The sequence below is a fragment of the Streptomyces sp. NPDC091972 genome, assembly GCF_044756385.1.
GTDB lineage: Bacteria > Actinomycetota > Actinomycetes > Streptomycetales > Streptomycetaceae > Streptomyces.
Window position 1 is genome coordinate 287,862 of sequence record NZ_JBIVSV010000009.1, and the last position, 19,986, is coordinate 307,847.

Genomic DNA, 19,986 nt, shown 5'->3' on the forward strand with positions numbered 1-19,986 from the left:
GGAGCGCGACCGGTACGGTCCTGTCCTGCTTCGGCCGCTGCGGAGTCCGTCGGTCACGGCTCGTCCAGGGCTGAGTCGATCCCCCGGTTCTGACCGACGCGCGGGCGCAGGCCGGAGTCGGCGCCGCGGTACTCCGCCAGGTGCGCATCCGGGCCCGCCGGGCCCCGCGTCAGGCGTCCAGCGTCGCGCCGGCCCGCTCGCGGGTGTCGGCGGCGGGCGCGATCAGGATCGCGGAGACGACGAACACCAGCACCGCGAGCATGGCCGTACGCAGCCCGTAGTGGTCACCCAGGAAACCGAGGGCGGGTGGCCCGACGAGGAAGGCGACGTAGCCGATCACGGCGACCAGGGAGACGCGCGCGGTCTGGTCCGGGCCCGAGTCGCCGGCCGCCGACAGGGCCACCGGGAAGCCGAGAGAGGCGCCGAGTCCCCAGAAGAGAACGGAGGCCGCCGCGACGGCCGCGCTGTCGGAGAAGATCACGAGGACGAGGCCGAGGGCACCGGAGAGGGCGCTCGCTCGCAGGACGGTGGAACGCCCGAAGCGGACGAGGAAGTACGTGCCGCAGAAGCGGCCCAGTGTCATCGCGGCGGCGAACCCGACGTAGACGAGCGAACCGGCCGTGGCGTCCAGGCCGTGGCCGTCCACCATGAGCAGTGGCAGCCAGTCGTTGGCCGCCCCCTCGGCCAGCGCCATGGCCAGCACGATGGCGCCGATGAGGAGCAGCTTGCGGTCCTTCCAGACCCGCGGCCCGGGGCGCCCGGCGGGGTCGGTGGTCCGGGGGCGGGTGCTGAGACCGACGCCCGTCGGCAGCGCACGTGAGGCGTGGATCAGAATGCCCGTGGCGGCCACGGTGATCGCGGCGAGGTGCCAGTGGACGGGGACCTCCGCAGCCGTGGCGGTCATCCCGGCCAGGGCGCCGACGACCGTGCCCAGACTGAAGCAGCCGTGCAGGGTGGGCAGGACCGGTGTGCCGGTGAGGCGTTCGACGTCGGCACCGTCCACGTTGACCGCCACCTCGCCCGACCCCATGCCCGCACCGAACAGGAAGAGCCCGGCGGTGACCAGGACCGGCGAGGAAGCGGCGCTGCCTGCGCCGATGACGATAGTTGCCGCGACGATCAGGACGGTGCCGAGCACGATCACGGGCCGGGTGCCGAGGCGTTCCACGAAGCGGCCGGAGCACAGGATGCCGATCATCGATCCGATGGACAGGCCGAAGAGGATCAGCCCCATCTCCGCGATGGAAGCGCCCAGTCGGTCCCGGACGTCGGGGGTGCGCGTGACCCAGGAGGACATGGCGATTCCTGGGAGGAAGAAGAACAGGTACAGGGCTTGGCGGCGCCGGCGCACGGCGGGGTCTGTCAAGGGAGGCTCCGCGGGGCTCGGCTGTGGGAGCGGGCCGTCGGCGGGCCCCGCGTCCATCGGGTATGTACAAATGTACATAGGTATGGGGCGGGTCCCGCCGGGCAGCGCACAGGTGGCGAGCGCGGGGGCGCATCCCCTCGCTCGTGTTGCCCTGCCCCGGGACGCTATCCGGGCTGCTCGCGGCGGGCGGTGGCGAACCGGCGCTGGTAGGCGGCCGGGCTGATGGACAACTCCCGGGCGAAGACGCGGCGCAGGCTCTCGTAGCTCGGGAAGCCGGCCATGGACGCCGCCTGGGTGGCGGTGTGCCCCTGGTCGAGGAAGGACTTCGCGATGTCGAAGCGGATCGACTCGACGTAGCGGGCGGGCGTGGTGCCCAGCTCCTCCCGGAACAGCCTGGTGAGGTGGCGCGTACTGACGTTGAGCCGTCCGGCGAGCGCGGCGAGCGAGTAGTCGCCGGCGGGGTCCGCGGTGACCAGGTCGACGACCCTGCGCAGTGCCGGAGACCGGGGCGGCGAGCCCTGCAAGGGCGCGGAGAACTGTGACTGGCCGCCCGCCCGTTGCAGGTAGACCACCAGGGAGCGGGCCACCTCACGGCTGACGTCGGCGCCGTGGTCCTCCTCGACGAGCGCCAGGGCCAGGTCGATGCCCGCGGTGACGCCCGCCGACGTGTACATCGTGCCGTCGCGCACGTAGATGGCGTCCGGCTCGACACGGGCCTTGGGGTGCCTGCTGGCGAGTTCGCCGGCGATCTTCCAGTGGGTGGTCGCCCGCCTGCCGTCCAGGAGCCCCGTCGCTCCGAGGACGAAGGCCCCGGAACACACGGAGGCGACACGGCCCGCATGAGCCGCCAGGTGCCCGGTCGCCTCGGCCAGATCGCGGGTGACCGGCGTCCTGGGATAGACGTCCCCGCCCGGAACCAGGAGCGTGTCGTGGTCCGTCCGGGTGGCGGCGCTGCCGTCGACCGCGATGCGCATGCCGATCGAGGAGGTGACGTCGGCGCCCGTCGTCGACAGCAGGGTGATCCGGTAGTCGGCGCCGAGCAGGTTCGCCTCCCCGAACACCTCTGCCGGACCGGCGACGTCCAGCAGTTTGACGCCGTCGTAGACGAGGATCGCCACGCGGTGCGGGGCGGAGCTCACTGGCCCACCCTGGGATGACCGGATTCGAGGGAGTCATGGCCGGACGGAGGCGGCGCCGAGGGCAGCGAGGTCGGCAATGTGGAGAGCGGGCCCACGGTCCACCCGTCGTACATCGCATCGGAAAGCGCGGACATCATGACCGACATCATCGCAGGGGTGGAAATACCCGGAACCTCGGCTGTCGCGGAGGCCACTGAGTTCCTTCGGGAGCGGACGAACCCTTTGATCCTCCACCACTCCCGGCGGGTATTCCTCTTCGGTTCCCTCCACGCGCGTGCAAGGGGCCTGCGGCCCGATCCCGAGTTGCTCTACGTCTCGGCGATGTTCCACGACGTCGGCCTTCTGATCCCGTTCCGCGACGAGCAGCAGCGATTCGAGCTGGACGGCGCCGATCACGCGCAGAAATTCCTCCTGGAACGCGGATTCTCCGAAAGTGCCGCCGACGTGGTCTGGAGGGCGATCGCCCTGCACACCACACCGGGGATTCCGGGCCGGATGGAACCCGAGGTCGCCGCCACGAACTACGGCGTGCTGACCGACGCGATCGGCTGGGGGCTCGATGAACTTCGGCACGACCAGACGGAGGAGATCGTCGCCGCTCATCCGCGCGGCGATTTCAAGAAGGAATTCCTTCAGGCATTCGTCGACGGTCTCAAGGACCGCCCGGACACCACCTACGGGACCGTCAACGCGGACGTCCTGGAACACTTCGTGCCCGGATTTCGGCGTACGTCCATGGTGGAGCGGGTCCTGGACGCTCCGTGGCCACGGTGACCTGGCCGTTCCCACCCTTCCCTCACCTCAGACCACACCACGAAAGGCACATCATGCGAGCCATCACCGTTCGGGATCGCGAAGCCGGACTCAAGGGACTGACCCTGGAGGAGCTTCCCCACCCCCACGCCGCCGAGAACGACGTCATCCTGCGGGTGCACGCCGCGGGCTTCACCCGGGGCGAGCTCGACTGGCCCGCCACCTGGACCGACCGCGCCGGCCGTGACCGCACCCCGAGCGTGCCCGGCCACGAGGTCTCGGGAGTGGTGACGGAACTCGGATTCGGAACGACCGGCCTCACCGTCGGCCAGCGCGTCTTCGGACTGGCCGACTGGACCCGCAACGGATCGCTCGCCGAGTACGTCTCCGTGGAAGCCCGCAACCTCGCCCCGCTGCCCGCCGACATCGACCACACCCTGGCCGCCGCCCTGCCGATCTCCGGCCTGACCGCCTGGCAGGGCCTGTTCGACCACGCCCGCCTCACCACCGGCCAGACCGTCCTGATCCACGGGGCCGCCGGCGGCGTCGGCTCGATCGCCGTGCAGCTCGCCCACGAAGCGGGCGCCCGCGTGGTCGGCACGGGCCGCTCCGCCGACCGGGACACCGTCCTCGGGCTGGGCGCGCACACGTTCCTCGACCTGGAAGCCGACCGATGGGAGGAGACGGGGCAGGTCGACGTCGTGTTCGACGTCATCGGCGGCGACGTCCTCAACCGCTCGGCCGCCCTCGTACGGCCCGGCGGCACGCTCGTCAGCATCGCTCAGCCGCCCACCGTGCGCCCTGCCGACGGCCGAGCCGTCTTCTTCGTGGTCGAACCCGACCGGGCACGCCTCGCCGACCTCGCCCGGCGGGTGCGGGAGGGCCGGCTGCGGGTACGCGTCGGCGCGGTGCGGCCGCTTGCGGAAGCGGCCGACGCCTTCACCTCACGAGAGCGCGTACCCGGCCGCACGATCATTCGCGTCGCCGAGGACTGAGGACGACGGGGTGGGCAGGGCGAGCGGCCCGCGTCCACCCCGGCCGTCAAAAACCCTTGGTGACGGGTCTCGCGGGCATGCCAAGCTGTCCGCAGACAAAGGGGTGTAGCTCAGACGGCCAGAGCGCCGGTCTCCAAAACCGGATGCCGCAGGTTCGACTCCTGCCACCCCTGCCACCCCTCCATGTGAGCCGTGCCGATCGGGCTGTTGCTCCGTGCCCGGTCGGCCGGCCGTCGACCGAGGCTCGCGTCTGTTTCGGGTGACCGGGGTGGCACCGCTCAGCGGTGCCGCCCCTCTGCCGCCGTGAGCGGTGCGGAGGTCAGAACATCGAGGAGAGGCCGCTGGTGATCGAGGAGACCAGTTCCTTTCCTTCCTCGGCGACCTCCTTCACCACCGGAGCCACCCGCTTGGCGACCGGGGTGATCCACTTGGACTGCCCGTAGGTGACCAGGCTCAACGCGGTACCGGCCGCCGCCCACATGAACTCGCTGCTGGTGAAGCCGTGTTCGATGCCGGTGAACAGCGTGCTCAGCGCGCCGGCCCCCATCGCGATGCCGCCGAAGATCGCTGCGGCCGGGACACCGACCACGGCGAACGGGGGGAAGACGAGGCTGGCCACCCCCAGGCCGGCGGAGATGAGACCCGCGCCGACGCTGACGTAGCTGAACGCGTCGGCCCACCAGCCGGCGTCCGAGTACCACGCGTCGTTGTCGCCGCCGCTGCCGTTCTGGTTGACCTCGTCATTGGTGCCGTTGTCGGCCGGGTTGTGGCCGTTGTTCCGGTCCTGCTCCGCCTTCTCGGCAGCCTGACGGGCGGCTTCGCGGGCCTCCGCCTGGCGCTTCTGGATGACGATGGCGCGTGCCTGGTTCGCCGCCGCGGCCGCTGTGGCCGCGTCCCGGCCCGCCGCGAGCTCCGACTGGCGTGCGCTGGCCGCGGACTGCTGGGCGCTGTAGGCGGAGGCCAGGGCCGAACGGGCCGCGTCGATCGCCTTGTTCGCGGAGTAGTTGGCCGAGCGGGAGGCGGTGCGCGCCGTCGAGGCGGCGGCCGAGGCCCTGTTCGCCGAGGCCTGTGCGGCGGCGGCCGACTTGTCCGCCGCGTCGGCGTTCTGCCGGGCCTGGTCGGAGTACTGGCCGGCCTTCGTGCCCGCGGCGATGGCCTTGTCCGCCCAGTCCTGGGCCTCGGCGGCGGCGTTGCGGGCGGTCGCCGCCACCTGTGACGCCAGGGCCGCGGTCTGCTGCGCGGTGTAGGCGGTCTTGGCCGCGGCGGCGATCGCCCCCTGGATCGCGGCGACATGGGTGGCGGCGTCGTGGTCGAGCTGCGCCGCGGCGTACTGCACGACCTGCACGAAGTTCCGGCGCATCCACGTCGGCCCCTCCAGGGCGACGTCCCCGTAGGCCTTGGTGTACTCGCCGCCGTTGGCCACCGAGGTGGCGGTCTCGACGGCGTCGTCCTCCCGTACGGCCGCGGGGTAGGTGCGGTCGAAGAAGTCCTGCAACGCCTCCGGGGTGTTCTTGTCGAGCGCCTCGTTGGCCGCCTGGGTGACGGCCCTGCCGGGCTTCTGGTCGAGGATCCGGCCGATCTGCACCCGGTTGTCGTCCTGCGAGGCCCGGATCACCCCGGAGGTCAGGAAGTCCCCGATGGCCGTGGCGCTGTTGCTCTCCAACGCGGCCACCGCGGCCTTGGCGATGGTCGGGTTGGAGACCTGGGCGATGTAGAGGACGGTCTCCCGGTCGTCCTGACCCTGGGCGACGGCCCGGTCGAGGTCGATCCAGGAGAAGACGTCGTCGTCGCTGCCGGACAGCGCGAACTGGGCGGCCTCGCGGGTCCAGGCGCCCTTGGCCTCCAGCAGCGCGGTGGCGGCCTTACGGCCCAGGGTGGCGGCGAGGGACAGGTCGCCGTCGGTGAACAGGGCCTTCTCGGCCGCGCTGATCAGGTCCTTGATCGCTTGGTCGGTCTGGGCCTCCTGGGCCCGCTTGTTCGCGTACTCGGCCAGCTCCCGCGCCTCGATCTCGGCCAGCAGCCGGGCCTCGTCCAGGCCCTGGAGGCGTTCCTGTTCCAGACGCGCGAGTTCCGCCTCCCGTGCCGCCTTGGCGACGGCGATGGCGTCTGTGACGGCCTTGGTGGCGGTGTCGGCGGCCTTGACGGCCTCGGCGGCGTGGGCGGTGGACTTGTTCGCGAAGTCGATGGCCTTGCCCGCGTTCGCCACGGCTTCGTCGACGGCGTCGGCCGCCTTCTCGGCGTGTGCGGCTGCAGAGTTGGCGGCATCCCGTGCGTCGCTCGCCGCCTTGGCCGCCGTGTTGGCGAGGGCCTGGGCGGTGGAGGCGGCGTTCGTGGCGCGGTTGGCGGCGGCGGAGGCGATGGCGGCCTGGCGCTTGGCCTCGGCGGCCTGCGACTGGGCGACGCCGGACGCGGCCGCGGCCTGGGCGGAGGCGGCGGCCGCGGCGGCGGAGTTGCGGGCCGCGGAGGCGGCCGAGGCGCTGGCGCTCACGGACTGCGCGCAGGCGGCGCGTGCGTAGTCGGCGGCCTTGGCCGCAGAGCGGGCCTTCGCGGCGGAGTTGCGGGCGGCGACCGCGGCGTTCTTGGCCGCCTCGGTCTTGCCGGCGTCCTTGGAGGCCGCGATGGCGGCGTTGTAGGCCCGGGACGCGGCGCCGCCGGCGGCGGACGCGGCCTGGGAGGCGGCGGTGGCCGCCCAGGAGGCGCGACGGGAGGCGTTCACCGCGGCGTTGGAGGCGTTGATGGCGATCCGGGCGGCGTTCGCGGCACCCGAGGCGGCACTGGCGGCCTTGCGGGCGGCGGCCGCGGACTTCTGCACGTCCTCCTTGGCGGCCTCGGCCTCGGCGGCGGCCTTCTCGGCGGCCTTCTTCGCCTCGGCCGCGGCGGCCTGGGCCCGCTCGGACGCCTCGATGGCCAGGTCGGTCTCCGCCTGGGCGCGCTTGCCCTCCCGGTCGACGACCGCGACGAGTTCCTCGATGGTCGCCGACTCCTGGTCGCGCGCGCGGGCGATGTGCTGGCCGGTGTCGAGGAACCACTGGATGTCCGTCGCGGAGCCGTTCAGGGCCCGGTTGGCGTACTTCTGCACCTCCGGCCCGGCGTTGACCAGCATGGCGGCGACCTGGAGCTGCGAGTCCTCCAGGCGGGCGCTGTACTGACCCTCCGTCAGGAAGGTCTCCAGCGCCGCACGCGTGCCCGTGTCCAGGGCGGCGGACGCCTTGCGCTGGACCGCCTTTCCGCCGGTGGCCGAGATGATGGCGGTCGCCACCTGGAGGTCTTCAATGAGCGCCGACTCGTAACCGCCCTGGAGGAAGGCCGAGATGGCACTGTCGCCGCTGTCGAGAGCGGCGACGGCCTCGCGGCGCAGGCCCTTTCCGGAGCGGGAGAGGAAGCTGGCGATCGCGACGCGGTTGTCCTCGGTGGTCACCGTCGGCAGGGTCTGGGTGAGGAAGGCCTGGACGTCCGCGTCGGTTCCGAACAGGGCGTCGGCCGCTGCCGCCTTGGTGGCCCGGCCGCCGGTCATCCAGGCCTTGACCACCTTGGCCCGGTCGGTGTCGGGGAGGGTGAGCGGATCGGGTGTCGTGGCGTCGGCGGCTCGGGCCACGGGCGTCCACGCCAAAGGTGCTGTGGCGGCAGCCGTGACGGCGGCGAGCGAACCGAGGAGCCGTCTGCGACTCCAGAAAATCGTCTGCATAGGAAGTTTTCCTCGTGGTTTCTGCCGTCGCGGCAGATCGGCGATCACTGACACGGCAGGCTTCCCCCGCATGGCCGGGCAGTCATGTGTGGCACCGGTGAGACGTATGCGTTGCCTGCGCACAGACGTGACCATACCAACGCGGATGCAGTGAGCAATCAATTTTGGCGCCGTGAATTCAATCCGCACAGAAGAAACGCGCGCGACTTCGTTACCGTTTCTTTATGGGAGTCCGTACAACCCTCCCTTGAGTGTGGCGAGGGTCACAAAAGACCGTCAACTGTCGTCCGTTTTATGGCTGTTGGCGGAGTGGACAAGCCAGGGGTGAGCGAGATGGCATGTGGGTGGCAAAGCGACCCCCGGGCCTCGGGGCGCTTTTTGAACGGGGGAAAGACGGTTCCTTCACGCCTGCCTTGCACCAGGTTACGGACTTCTTTCAGGAAGCGACGATTTGAGGAAAGTGATGAAGTCGCGCATCACATTCACGGTGAATTCGCGCCCCTTTTCGGGGTGGGCACGGCGTGGAAGAATTCCGACCCGCGCTCTGGGCGCGGCAGCCGTCGGCGCCCTGGCGTGGACGGCCCTCGCGGTCGGTGTGCCCGGAGGAACCCACGCCGAGGCCGGCGCCGCCGCGACCGTCGCGGACAGCGCCCCGGGTTACGCGGTCGAGACCTTCGACTACCCGCAGGCGGACAAGATCCTGGCCGAGAAGAACATCCTGCTCAAGCGGGGCGACGGCCACATCACGCTTGCCGAATGCGCCAGCGGAACCGGCCAGTTGGAGGTCCAGGCGCGCGACAGGAGCAAGGTCTGCTTCGACGTCAAGGGCACTTCGGGTTGGCTGACCCTGGAGCTGCCGTCGGTCTACCTCATCCGCGGCAACGACTACGTGACCGAGGTCGACATGACGGTCGGCGCCGAGGAGACGACGTACGACATCGCCAAGAACGCCTGGACGCCGGTGGGTGAGAGCACGGACGAACAGGGTCGTGAATTCACGCTCCTGGAGATCAGGAGCACCAAGTGAGCAGACCGGGCAGCCGCCTTCGCCGTTCCGAGCCGGCCGCGGCCCTGGTCGCGGGCAGCAGCCTCCACTGCACCGGCACCCGCCTGTACGTCGGTCTGCCGGACGGGCCGTCCAAGTACGGCACCCGGTACGCCCTGCCGCTGTCCGACGTGACCGCGGGCGCGGCGCCGTCGCCGCCGTGACCAGATACCAGCCGGGAACCGGCTGCCTGCCCGCCGCCGGGACGGAACTCGGTCACGCGGCCAGGTGACCCGTGCCTCCTCCGGGGCCGGCGACGGCTGGTTCCCGCTGGGCGCAGCAGGCGTCGGCGCCGAAGTGGCCCGGCGGGGCGTCGGAACCAGTGCCCCGCCGGTCGTGCCGACAGCGGCCTTGCTGTCGACGGTTCGTGCGTGAACGCGCGCGGCCGGGCCGCCGGTGACCTCGTCACGTGCGAACACTCAAGCCACCCCCGGTGTCCCCAACGTCCCCCCGGATCAGGGCAGTCGGCCGCCGCCCGGAGCCCCGCTGCGCCGTCCCCCAGCCAAGAAAAGAGGTATGACGACCATGCATGCGATACGAGCCGAACGGCCCGGACGAAGACGAGCCCGATCGGCCCTCCTGGCCCTGCTGACCGCGGTGACCCTGGGCGTGTCGACCGGCGTGAGCCATGCGCAGCAAGGGGCCCAGGAAACCTCGCGGCAGACGGGCAGCCACAAGGCGTCGCAGACACCGGCGACCACGCCCCCCGCCACGACCAGCGCCCTCCCGGCGAAGACCGGAGAGCGCTGCGAGCCGACCCGGGCGGGCTCGAAGGAACGCCGGGCGGGGGCTGCCGAGGCATGCGTGAGCACGAGCCCTGTCCCGGCCAAGCACACGGCGGCACAGCAGCAGAGCCTCACCTCGCTCGCGGCCGCCGACTCCGCCAGTTGTGACATCACCACCCCCGGCAGCTACTCCTACAAGCGCTTCGCCTACTGCGTCAGCGGCGTGAACGTCCTCTACGTCCTGCGGGACAGCAACGGCAAGGAGATCGGACGCGGCACCCTGACTGTGTCGACCAGCGCGACCCTGCCCGCCAAGGGCACCAAGTGGGACGAGCAGGTCACGGTCACCATGACCGGCGCGAGCGGCGATGTCACCGCTCTCAACGCCAAGTTCAGGGCCTCCTGCGGAAGCGGCTGCACGACGACGAAGAGCGCGCCCTGGTACGGCGGCGACCTGACGCTCGGTCAGTCCCTCACCGGCACCGTCGCCTACTCCTCGGCCCCCGCCCCGAACACGAACGTGCAGTTCACCACCTCGTACAAGCTGTACGTCACTTCCCCGGGCGCCACGGCCGTCGACCCCAACGCCTCCTGGGACAACCCCCGCAAGATCCGCTGCGACGACGCCGTCCGGGACGTCACGACCTCGACCACCGCGTCGCCGGGCTGCGTCGTCCCCACGGTCACGCCCGTCGTGCGGATGAGCGCACAGGGTTCGGACCCGGGTGGCGCGGTGGCCGCCTACCAGTGGGCGCAGCAGAAACTCGCCGACGGCTGGGGCCAGAACAAGCTGCTGACCAGAGACAGGAGCGGTGCGGCCGACCGTACGGCCCGCACCTGCGGCAGCTTCCAGGCCAACACGGACCTCGTCGAAACCGACACCTGCGCCGGGTTCCCCTTCGCGGAGGTCAGGGAGGGAGGGATCGACGGCGCGCAGTGCGTCGAGGTCATCCCCAACGCCAGCAGCGGCGGATGGGACACCTATGTGCTCGGTGACAGCCGTGACACGGACTTCGGCTCGCCCTGTGTGCGCGCCCATGTGCCCGCGGCCGACAAGCAGTTCGCCGACGGCGAGCTCACCCGGGGCTTCGAGGACCAGCGGGTGATCGACGCCGATCAGTTCAAGCTGGAGCTCACCACGCCGGACGCCGTCCCGCAGGCGCCCTGCCTGTCGAACTGGCCGACCGGCGCGCTTCCCTCCGGTGCCGGTTGGATCAGGAACACCACCGAAGCGGTCGCCCACGTCAACAAGACCACCACCCCGCTCGGCCCGCCCGGAACCCGGCCGGCCCTGGCACAGGCCTGCCTCGGCAAGACCCTCGGCAAGGGGAAGGACGCCACGGGAGACATCACCGGCTGGCAGGACGCGCAGTTGTTCGCCCAGGCGAATCCGCCCGTGCTCGCGCAGGCCCGCTGCCACCTGATCGCCAACATCCTCGGGGGACCCGGCAGGATCCGCGACGGCGGCCAGAACAACCTCGTCCCCTGCTGGCAGGTGGGGATGAACACCGGTACGCCCAGCATGCGGACGTACGAGTACGAGGCGCAGAAGACGGTGGCGTTGGACTCCTTCGGACCGAACGACGCGATCTTCTACCAGGTCAATCCGGTCTTCCGGGATGCAACCAGCACCATTCCGGTGGGGGTCACGATGAGCGCTAACATCCAACGGGAGAACGGGACGACGGAAGAGCTGTTCCCCAACGTCTACGTGCCCAACACCCAGGCAGACACCGGGCTGCTGAACCTCGGAAACTGATCTCGGTCAGTTCGCGCTACGGGAGCCAGTATGAGTCGCACCACCCCGCCGCGGCCGTTCGACGTCGCCGCGCTCTTCCCTCGACTGGCTCCCCTGGCACGTCCGGCGACCCGGCTGCACCCCCTTCCCGGGTCTCCGTCAGCGCACGACAGTTCCGTCGGCGGGCCGCTGCTGTGGCCCGCCGACGAGCCGTGGCCGCACTGCGAGGGCCCGCACACGTGGGACCGGGTGAACGCACCCCTCTCCCCGGAGGACGTACGGCTGTGGCGCCGCAACCGGGCCGCGGCGGAGAGCCGGCGGCGCCGCGACCCCGAGGGGCCCTGGGCCACACCCGAGGAACTGGCGGCGGAGGAGCGGCTCATGGCCGGCCGCCCTTGGCCCGAGGTTCCGATCCCCATGCTGCCCGTCGCACAGCTCTACGCCCGCGACATTCCCCTGCTGAGCCCGCCCGGCCAGTCCCGAGCAGACCTGCTCCAGGTCCTGTGGTGCCCCTTCGACCACCCGGCACACCCCAGGACCGCGCTGTTCTGGCGATCCGCCGCCGAGGTCACCGACGTACTGGGCACACCGCCCGAGCCGCCCGTGGTCCAGTTCCCCGGTTACCTGCCGGAGCCGTGTCTGTTCACGCCGGAGCAGATCACGGAGTACCCCAGCTACCTGGAGCTGGACAAGGAGTTGCAGGAGCAGCTGGGTGACTGGAGCCGGTGGCAGGCGGCCGGACCCGCGCTCGACAGCTCCTACGAGGTCGCCCCGGAGGAGCTCTACATGGACATGCTGTCCGTCTCCCCGGGCTGGAAGACCGGAGGCTGGAGCCGCTGGGGCCTCACGGACCCCATGCCCCGGCTCTGCCCCGCATGCGGCACCGATATGGACCCGCTCCTGACGATCGCCTCGACCGAATGGAACGACGGCACCGAGAGCTGGGCGCCCGAGGAGGAGCAGACCGACCCCACACCGCTCCTGCCCGGAACCCCTCCGGCGAACTTCACCATGCTCGACCTGGCCCGGGGCTACGACCTGCAACTCTACGTGTGCCCGGTGTCCGCGGACCATCCGCACCTCGAACTGATCCAGTAGGCGTCGGACTCCGCGCGGGGACTGCGCCCCTGGGCGACGAGACGGCGCGCGGCCTCAGTCTCCTTCCGGTGGGCCGTCGGGCGTGTCCGCAGGGACGCGGGTACTTGTCGATTGCCGGCCCACCTCTCGGACGGGGCCCGCTCGCGATCGGGGCCGTCGTCGTGATCCTCGGCGGACTGCTCCAGGCCCTGATCGAACGCGTCGTGACAGCCCCGGGCTCACTCGTCGCTGGATGCTCGCGGCAGCCCTCGGTCTGCCCGGAACCGCCTCGTTGTGCGTGGCCGAGGCGTCCCGACATCAGCGATGGCACGGGCTCCGAGGCCGTTGCCGAGCGGCGTTTCGGCATCCGTCAGAGGGCGGGCAGTCCGGCGGGACGGCGCTGCCGGTTGCGACGCATGTGGGAGGCGGCGTCGGTCACCCGGTCACCTCGATGCCGTGCACGTCCGGCAAGGTCACACCGCCGCCGGGGCCGCTCCCTGACACGCCTTGGAAAAAAGTCGAGGGCCGCTGTCGATCCGGTCACGTCCCGTTCGACGTCATGATGTGAAGCAACTTCTGAGAGTCATGAACTTCAACGTCTCGAGTGACGGAATCGGTGCCGGTGAGCACCAGAGCCTTGAGCGGCCATTCGGCTACGACCACCCGGAGAAGCTGTTCAGCTGGGCCGGAGCCACGGCGAGCTGGCCCATGCGCACCGACCCCGGGGGTAGCCGGGGTCTCGACGACTACTTCACGCGGGACTTCGCGCGCAACATCGGTGCCGAGATCATGGGCCGCAACAAGTTCGGTCCCCAGCGCGGGCCCTGGCAGGACCATGACTGGCGCGGTTGGTGGGGGCAGGAGCCTCCCTTCCACACGCCGGTGTTCGTCATGACCCACCACAAGCGTCCGTCGTTCACGCTCTCCGACACCGAGTTCCACTTCGTCGACGGCGACCCGGCCTCGGTCCTCGGACGAGCGCGGGAAGCGGCCCAGGGCAAGGACGTCCGGCTCGGCGGCGGGGTCACCACCATCCGGGAGTTCCTTGCGGCCGACCTCGTCGACACCATGCATGTGGCCGTCTCACCGGTGAAGCTCGGGTCCGGACTGAGACTCTGGGAATCCCCCGACGAACTGCGCGACCGGTTCCACCTGGAGGTCGTGCCCAGCCCGAGCGGCGTGACGCACCACCTGTTCTGGCGAAAGTGACGTACGCCGTTCAGGCCGCCGGAGACGCTGCCGCCCATACCGGCGTCACCTGGCTGTTCGTGCGGGACGCACTGCTGATCCTGGGCTGCGTGATCGCCGTGCTCGCCACCAGCGCGGCGACGCTGAAGCGGTGAGCGGGCCGTCAACAGCGTGAGGGAGCCGTCCGAGACGGCTCCCCTCAGGTGGTTCCGGCGCTGCCAGTCCCGCAGGCCCCAGGCGAAGGCGCCGGAGACGCTGCCGTGGCGCGGGAACTCGAACGGCCCAAAGTGCAGTAGCCGCTCACGGCCGCCGTGGAAACCGTCCGCGCCGGGTCGGGCCGCCGAGCCCGGGGGAGGCCGTGGCCTGCGCCGACTGCGTGGGAGCGGAGGCCACGGTGGCCGACCCACCGGCCGGTACGGCCTGCACGGCGACGGCGGCGACCGCGAAACGGCGGACCTGCAAGGACATGGAAACTCCCCGAGAATATGGATCTGCGTGGAGGAGAGGGTTCGGTGTTTCACCTCATCTGCCGCGACCTGGGCCAACAGATGGGAAGTGCCGATATCCCTCGAAGTGGCACGGAGCGCACGAGTTCAACACCCGAAAATATGAGGGAAAGAAAAGAAGGATGATCAAAGCGAGAGTTTGGACAATATTCGCGACCCTGGTTTTCCTGCCATTTCTGCCGACCGATGCCGCACCCGCGTGGGCCGATCCGTCGCCCTTTCCCGGCCCGTCCTCCTACCCGCCCCCTGCCTGGTCACCACCCGGCCCCGCGCAGTGGCAGGCACCGGGCCCTCCGCAGTGGCCGGGACCCGACTCCGCGTACTGGCAGACCTCCGCCCTGTCCGAGGACGGCGCCGAGCCCGCGTCGGGCTCCGCCGCTTCCGGGGCCGCTCCCTCGTCGGCGGCCCAGGAAGTGGTCAACCGGATCAACCGGACTCGTTCCGCCGTGGGTTGCGCGCCGCTGCGTCTGCGGACCGCGCTCAGCCGGGCCGCTCAGCGGCACAGCGACGACATGGCCCGCCACGCTCGCCTGAGCCACACCGGATCCGACGGTTCCAGCCCGGCCGACCGCCTCCGCGCCGCCGGCTACCGCGCCACTGCCAGCGGCGAGACCATCGCGTCCGGAGCCGCGTCGCCGAGCGCGGTCGTCGCACTGTGGAGGGACAGCGGGCCCCACCGCGAGATCCTGCTGGCCTGCCGGTACACCCACGCAGGCGTAGGTGTCGCCACGGGCGCCCGCGGGCCTTGGTGGACGGCGGACCTCGCCTCCGGCGGCTGAGACCGACGACGAGCCCGCGGCTGCGTCAGACGAGGGCCTCTCACCTCCAGGCGATGCAGGGCGCGTCCTCGACCGGCCCTGGCCGCGTGCCGGAGGGCCCCTGGGCGAAGGCCAGCGAAGGTCCTCCCGCTCGTCCTGCCAGCGCCCCACGCTGAGGAGCGGGGCACGCGCATCCCCACTCGTCGTTGCCCCGCTTGCCGTGGCACAGCCAACACAACTGACGCTCACGCCGGCCGTGTCGGGTGTGTCGTGGACGACGCGGCAGGGACCGTTGGAGTCTGAATGCATGACCGATCCGACTCAGGACCCGCGCTTCCTCCAGGACCCCTATCCCGCCTTGGCGGCCATGCGGTCCCGGTGTCCTGTGCAGCCGATGCCCGCGGAGTCGGACGGGCGCCCCGGCTACCTCGTCACCGGCTACGCGGAGGCCAGGCAAGCCCTCGGCGACCCGCGGCTCTCCAAGGACACGGCCGCCTTCTTCGCGGGCAAGGAGTCCCGGCGTCGCCTGCACCCCGCGGTCGCGCACACCATGCTGGCCAGCGATCCGCCCCGGCACACCAGGCTGCGCAAGCTGGTGACCAAGGCCTTCACGACCGGGGCCGTTGCCCGGCTGCGTCCGTTCATCGCGCACATCACCGAAGAGATGCTGGACCGCTGGCCCGTCGGCGAGCGGTTCGACTTCGTGGCCGCCCTGGCCGTGCCACTGCCGGTCATCGTGATCTGCGAACTGCTCGGCGTACCGCGGCAGGACCGGCCCGACGTACAGCGCTGGTCCGGCGAACTGTTCGCGGCGGGAAGACCCGATGTCATCGACGCTGCCTCGCATGCTCTGGCCGACCGCATGGCGGGTCTCGTCGCCGCCAAGCGCCTTGACCCCGGTGACAGTCTCCTCGACCACCTCATCGCGGCCCGGGACGGAGCAGAGTCCCTCAGCGAGGAGGAACTGGTCTCCCTGGCGGTCCTGTTGCTCGTCGCCGGGCACGAGACCACCACCAACTTCCTCGGCAACGCCGCCCTCGCGCTGTTGCGGCACCCCGCCGAGCTGGATCGCCTCCGCGAGAATCCTGATGACATCCCGGCCGCGCTGGACGAGTTGCTCCGGTTCGACTCCCCGGTCAGTACGGCCACCTTCCGGTTCACGACCGAGGCGGTCACGCTCGGCGGTGTCGACATCCCGGCCGGGACGCCGCTCCTGGTCGCGCTGGGCGCGGCCAACCGTGACCCCGTGCGCTTCCCGTCACCGGACCTTCTCGACCTGGACCGAGACGCCACCGGACATCTCGGCTTCGGCCACGGCATCCACCGCTGTGTCGGCGCATCCCTGGCCAGGGCCGAGGCGGAGATCGTCCTGCGAGCGGTACTGACCCGGTTCCCCGGCATCCGGCTCGCCGTACCGTCTGATCGACTGGCCTGGCGGCGCACTCGTCTCATGCGCGGGCTCTCGGCACTTCCCGTCATCGTCTAGCGCGAAATCCCGTGGGATGCCCGCTGTCCCCGCCGTCGGCCGAGGTCCGTTCGCCGGTCTGTTTGCCGGTCCGGCAACTTTTCGTGCGGATCGGTGCCGTTCCGCGCACCATCGACAACGCGCCCCATGGGGACGGCGCGGCACAGCACCACGAGCAACGGGAGGCATCCGGTGTCAGGACACCACCAGCACGGCGAACAGGCGGCCACGGAGATGTTCGAGCCGGCGGCCTGGGACGAGCGGTACGCCGGTCAGGAGCGGTTCTGGAGCGGAGAGCCCAATCCGCAGCTCGTCGCCGCCGCCGGGGAGCTGATCCCGGGCACGGCGCTGGACGTCGGCTGCGGCGAGGGGGGTGACGTGGTCTGGCTGGCCGAGCAGGGCTGGCGCGTGACCGGTGCCGACTTCTCGGCCGAGGGTCTGGCCCGCGCCGCACGTCACGCCGAGCAGGCAGGTGTGGCCGACCGCGTCGACTGGTGGCAGGTGGACGCGAGGACCTTCGCTGCCGACGACCGCTCGTTCGACCTGGTCACCAGCCACTATCTGCACGCCCCGGACGGCGGCATGGTCGATGTGACCCGCCGCCTCGCCGGTGCCGTCGCCCCCGGAGGGCTGCTCCTGGTGGTCGGACACGCGCCGTCCCACGAGTTCACGCACCTCTCCGAGAGCCACCGCAAGGCGATGTTCCTGGCAGCGGAGCTCCTGCCCGGACTGCCGGACGGCTTCGAGCCCGTCGTCGTGGAGCAGCGCACGCGAACGCTCAACCGGGACACCGGGCCGGTCGAGGCCGAGGACTCGGTCCTGCTGGCCCGCCGGACGGAGCGCTGAACACTTGGCTGAACCAAGGGCAGTTGCGGCCTCATGGCGCGGTCAACGGTCGAGCGCGCGGTGTGCGCCGGTGCCGGAGTCCTGGGCAGGCCACCGTAGGTGAGCCCGGTCCGGTGAGGACCCCGGCCGACCGGATCAGCGGACGCGGATGAAGACCACGTCGTAACCGCTGTTCGTGGAGCGGGACTTGACGTAGACGCCGTCGCTGCCGCCGTTGGGGTTGCTGGTGTTGCCCTCGACGGTGGTGAAGGACGAGCCGCCGGACACCGTCCGGACGATGCCTATGTGCTCGTTGCCGCCGGTGAAGTCACTGCCGCCGTCCCAGTCGAAGGCGACGATGTCACCGGGCTGCGGGCTGGTCGTCACGGAGAGGTGGTAGTTGCCGGCCCGCGCCTGCTTGACCCAGCCCGAGACGTAGGAGTTGCGGTAGGAGCTGGCTCCGGTCTGCTTGGCCACCCAGCTCACGAAGGTCGCGCACCAGGCGTAGTTGCTGGTGGACAGCGAAAGGCCCACGGACGAGCCGTAGCTGTTCGCGCGGGCGCTGCCCTCGACCGTGCCGACCTCGGCCGCCGCCACGTCGAGGATCTTGGCGTAACCACCGCCGGGCGGGGGCGACGAGGGCGGTGTGACCGCGCCGTACAGGGCGGCCTTGGTGTTCGGCCCCACGTGGCCGTCGACCGAGAGGCCCTTCTCGGCCTGGAAGTCCCTGACGGCGCTGTCGGTGAGAGGACCGAAGTCACCGTCCACGGCGAGATCGGCACCGTGGTGGTTGAGCAGGCTCTGCAACTCGGTGACACAACCACTGCGCTGGCCCTGCACGATTTCGTTCGGGCAGGAGGCGGAGTTCAGGTTGATGGGCGCGGGGGCGCCGTTGCCGCCGCCGCCGCCGATGTTGGAGTACAGGGCGGCCTTGGTGTTCGGGCCGACCTGGCCGTCGGCGGTGAGGCCGCTCGCGGACTGGAACGCCTTCACGGCCGCCAGCGTCTGCGGGCCGAAGCTGCCGTCGACGGCGAGGCTCTGCCCCTTGCCGTTCAGCAGGGACTGCAGTGTGGCGACGCAACCGCCGCTCTGCCCCTCGACGATGTTCTCCGGGCACGACGCCGACCGCAAGTCCAGGCCCGTCGACGGTGACTCGTCGGTGTCGTACAGCGCCCGCTTGGTGTTGGTGCCGACCTGTCCGTCGGCCGTGAGGCCGTGGGCGGACTGGAAGCTGCGGACGGCACTCGCGGTACCGGCGCCGAAATCGCCGTCCACGTCGACGGCGTACCCGTGGTGGTTGAGCAGCCGCTGCAGCTCCGTGACACAGCCGCCCTTGGCGCCCTGGACGATGTTCGCGGGGCAGGAGGAGGAGTTGAGATTGACGGGGGCGGGCGCCGAACCACCGGTCGCGTACAGCTTGGTCTTCGTCGCGGGACCCACTCGCCCGTCCACGGCGATGGCGGTGGCGGCCTGGTACTCACGGACCGCATACAGGGTGGCCGATCCGAACTGACCGTCCACCACCAGGCCGGCGCCGTGCGCGTTCAGCAGGTTCTGCAACTCAGTGACGCAGCCGCTGGTCTGGCCCTGGAGGATCTCGCTGGGGCAGGAGGCGGACGTCAGTTTGATCGGGGCCGGTGCGGCGGACGCGGGGCCGGCGCCGAGGACGATGCCCGCGGAGACCATCGCGGCGGTGGCGGCGAAGGTTCCCACACGAATGCGCCAACCCGGCCCGGCGTGGTGCGCGGGCCGTCGGGAGTGGTTCTTGTCTTCGGTACGGACGACGAATGCGGGTCTTCCCATGGCGCGGGGTTCTCCTTCTGGGAACGGACGGACGAACGGGCGGACGGGCGCGTGGCGGGAGGCGTGTGGATGAAGCGGGGTCTCGCGGCACTCCGCTGTGGTGCTTCGGGTGTGCGGATCGGGTCCGGGCGGGGGAGCGGGCACACAGATCCGCGGCCCGTCCTTGCCGGGCAAGGACGGGCCGCGGACGGTCACTTCACGATCAGCCCGGTCGTTCCACGGTCAGTCGGACCTGGTTTGTGCCGAGGCGGCGGATCATGGTGGGTGGCCGGTCCAACCGGTCAGGCGGCGAAGCGCTTGAACGCCGCCCGGGTGCCCGGGCCGGCGATGCCGTCGATCTCGCCCGTGTAGCCGTAGTCGTCCTTCAGCAGACGCTGGAGGGCCTTGATGGTGTTGGGGCCCGGGTCCCCGTCGATGGCGCCCGTGTAGCCCCAGTACGTCGCGAGGCAGCGCTGGAAGGCCTTCCAGCTGTTGGTGCCGAGCTGACCGTCGATGGCCCCCGTGTAGCCCCAGTAATCCGCGAGGAATTCCTGGACGTTCTTGGCCTCGGCCGTGGTCAGACCGAAGTTCTGCGTCGCGGCCACGGCGGCGGGCTGGGCCACCGCCGTCGTCCCCGCGGTGCCCGCGGTCGCCGCGAAGCCGGTGCCCGCGGTCGCCACACTGCCGGCGGCGAGGCCGACGACGGCGATGACACCGGCGATGGTCCTGCCCATAGCGTTCGGTCGCATGCGTTCCTCTTTCATTCGTGGGGTCGGCACCTGTCACGCCGAGCGAGGCAGGTGGCGAGACCACGGTGCAGGGCGCGCGGCCACGGCGGCCACGGCTGCGGCCCAAGTGGCGGTCTTACGGGACGACCACGGTGCTGACCTGCGACGACAACGTCCCGCGGGACGGTGATGCGGGACACCTGTGACAGAT

Annotated in this window: 17 protein-coding genes and 1 tRNA gene; 12 read left to right on the forward strand and 6 right to left on the reverse strand. The window is 71.0% G+C overall.

From position 1 onward, the window contains the following. Positions 1-169 precede the first annotated feature (169 nt). Positions 170-1,366 carry an MFS transporter gene (locus ACIQJT_RS26745; RefSeq protein WP_402647590.1) on the reverse strand — a complete coding sequence of 399 codons (1,197 nt, stop codon included), beginning with the start codon at positions 1,364-1,366 and terminating at the stop codon, positions 170-172. Positions 1,367-1,530: 164 nt separating this feature from the next. Further along, positions 1,531-2,505, reverse strand: coding sequence for a GlxA family transcriptional regulator (locus tag ACIQJT_RS26750; protein WP_402647592.1), 975 nt, complete (start codon positions 2,503-2,505; stop codon positions 1,531-1,533). 135 nt (positions 2,506-2,640) lie between these two features. Here ACIQJT_RS26750 and ACIQJT_RS26755 point away from each other — a divergent pair, with 135 nt between their 5' ends. The 3 genes from ACIQJT_RS26755 (at position 2,641) to ACIQJT_RS26765 (ending at position 4,429) form a co-directional block, all read left to right on the forward strand. Beyond that, complete coding sequence (locus ACIQJT_RS26755) at positions 2,641-3,279, forward strand: HD domain-containing protein (protein ID WP_365464244.1); 639 nt, start codon at positions 2,641-2,643, stop codon at positions 3,277-3,279. Positions 3,280-3,332: 53 nt separating this feature from the next. Next, complete coding sequence (locus tag ACIQJT_RS26760; protein ID WP_365464247.1) at positions 3,333-4,253, forward strand: NADP-dependent oxidoreductase; 921 nt, start codon at positions 3,333-3,335, stop codon at positions 4,251-4,253. Positions 4,254-4,352: 99 nt separating this feature from the next. After that, positions 4,353-4,429, forward strand: a tRNA-Trp gene (locus ACIQJT_RS26765). A 143-nt stretch (positions 4,430-4,572) separates the two neighbouring features. Here the strand turns inward: ACIQJT_RS26765 and ACIQJT_RS26770 are convergent. Continuing rightward, positions 4,573-7,938 carry an ALF repeat-containing protein gene (locus tag ACIQJT_RS26770; RefSeq protein WP_402647596.1) on the reverse strand — a complete coding sequence of 1,122 codons (3,366 nt, stop codon included), beginning with the start codon at positions 7,936-7,938 and terminating at the stop codon, positions 4,573-4,575. Positions 7,939-8,533: 595 nt separating this feature from the next. Here ACIQJT_RS26770 and ACIQJT_RS26775 point away from each other — a divergent pair. The 6 genes from ACIQJT_RS26775 to ACIQJT_RS26800 all read left to right on the forward strand — a co-directional run bounded on the left by ACIQJT_RS26775 (position 8,534) and on the right by ACIQJT_RS26800 (position 13,866). Beyond that, positions 8,534-8,965: a hypothetical protein gene (locus tag ACIQJT_RS26775; RefSeq protein WP_402647599.1), complete on the forward strand. Its 432-nt coding sequence runs from the start codon at positions 8,534-8,536 to the stop codon at positions 8,963-8,965. Then, entirely contained in the window at positions 8,962-9,147 is a 186-nt protein-coding gene (locus ACIQJT_RS26780) for a hypothetical protein (RefSeq protein WP_365464255.1), read from the forward strand. Before ACIQJT_RS26775 ends, ACIQJT_RS26780 begins: the two co-directional genes overlap by 4 nt. A gap of 352 nt (positions 9,148-9,499) precedes the next feature. Further along, the gene (locus ACIQJT_RS26785; RefSeq protein WP_402647603.1) at positions 9,500-11,467 is read left to right on the forward strand and encodes a DNA/RNA non-specific endonuclease; all 1,968 of its coding nucleotides are present in this window, start codon (positions 9,500-9,502) and stop codon (positions 11,465-11,467) included. 30 nt (positions 11,468-11,497) lie between these two features. Continuing rightward, positions 11,498-12,544 (forward strand): hypothetical protein, encoded by a 1,047-nt coding sequence (locus ACIQJT_RS26790; protein WP_402647605.1) that lies wholly within the window; start codon positions 11,498-11,500, stop codon positions 12,542-12,544. A gap of 543 nt (positions 12,545-13,087) precedes the next feature. After that, positions 13,088-13,732 carry a dihydrofolate reductase family protein gene (locus ACIQJT_RS26795; RefSeq protein WP_402647608.1) on the forward strand — a complete coding sequence of 215 codons (645 nt, stop codon included), beginning with the start codon at positions 13,088-13,090 and terminating at the stop codon, positions 13,730-13,732. Then, positions 13,729-13,866, forward strand: coding sequence for a hypothetical protein (locus tag ACIQJT_RS26800; protein WP_402647611.1), 138 nt, complete (start codon positions 13,729-13,731; stop codon positions 13,864-13,866). The genes ACIQJT_RS26795 and ACIQJT_RS26800 overlap by 4 nt, the downstream gene beginning before the upstream one ends. A 145-nt stretch (positions 13,867-14,011) precedes the next feature. On the opposite strand, the gene ACIQJT_RS26805 is transcribed toward ACIQJT_RS26800, so the two are convergent. Next, positions 14,012-14,179, reverse strand: a complete 168-nt coding sequence (locus ACIQJT_RS26805) for a hypothetical protein (RefSeq protein WP_402647613.1) — start codon at positions 14,177-14,179, stop codon at positions 14,012-14,014. A gap of 160 nt (positions 14,180-14,339) precedes the next feature. Between ACIQJT_RS26805 and ACIQJT_RS26810 the strand changes: the two genes are divergently transcribed. From ACIQJT_RS26810 to ACIQJT_RS26820, 3 genes are all read left to right on the forward strand, one after another. Continuing rightward, positions 14,340-14,996, forward strand: coding sequence for a CAP domain-containing protein (locus ACIQJT_RS26810; protein WP_402647615.1), 657 nt, complete (start codon positions 14,340-14,342; stop codon positions 14,994-14,996). A 286-nt stretch (positions 14,997-15,282) separates the two neighbouring features. Further along, complete coding sequence (locus ACIQJT_RS26815; protein ID WP_402647617.1) at positions 15,283-16,461, forward strand: cytochrome P450; 1,179 nt, start codon at positions 15,283-15,285, stop codon at positions 16,459-16,461. Between the two features lie 171 nt (positions 16,462-16,632). Next, positions 16,633-17,286: a class I SAM-dependent methyltransferase gene (locus ACIQJT_RS26820; RefSeq protein WP_402647620.1), complete on the forward strand. Its 654-nt coding sequence runs from the start codon at positions 16,633-16,635 to the stop codon at positions 17,284-17,286. 135 nt (positions 17,287-17,421) lie between these two features. Here ACIQJT_RS26820 and ACIQJT_RS26825 read toward each other — a convergent pair whose 3' ends face one another. Both ACIQJT_RS26825 and ACIQJT_RS26830 read right to left on the reverse strand, forming a co-directional pair. After that, positions 17,422-19,068: a peptidoglycan-binding protein gene (locus tag ACIQJT_RS26825; protein ID WP_402647622.1), complete on the reverse strand. Its 1,647-nt coding sequence runs from the start codon at positions 19,066-19,068 to the stop codon at positions 17,422-17,424. A gap of 281 nt (positions 19,069-19,349) precedes the next feature. Next, on the reverse strand, positions 19,350-19,796 hold the full coding sequence (locus ACIQJT_RS26830) for a peptidoglycan-binding protein (RefSeq protein WP_402647625.1): 447 nt from the start codon (positions 19,794-19,796) through the stop codon (positions 19,350-19,352). Positions 19,797-19,986 lie beyond the last annotated feature (190 nt).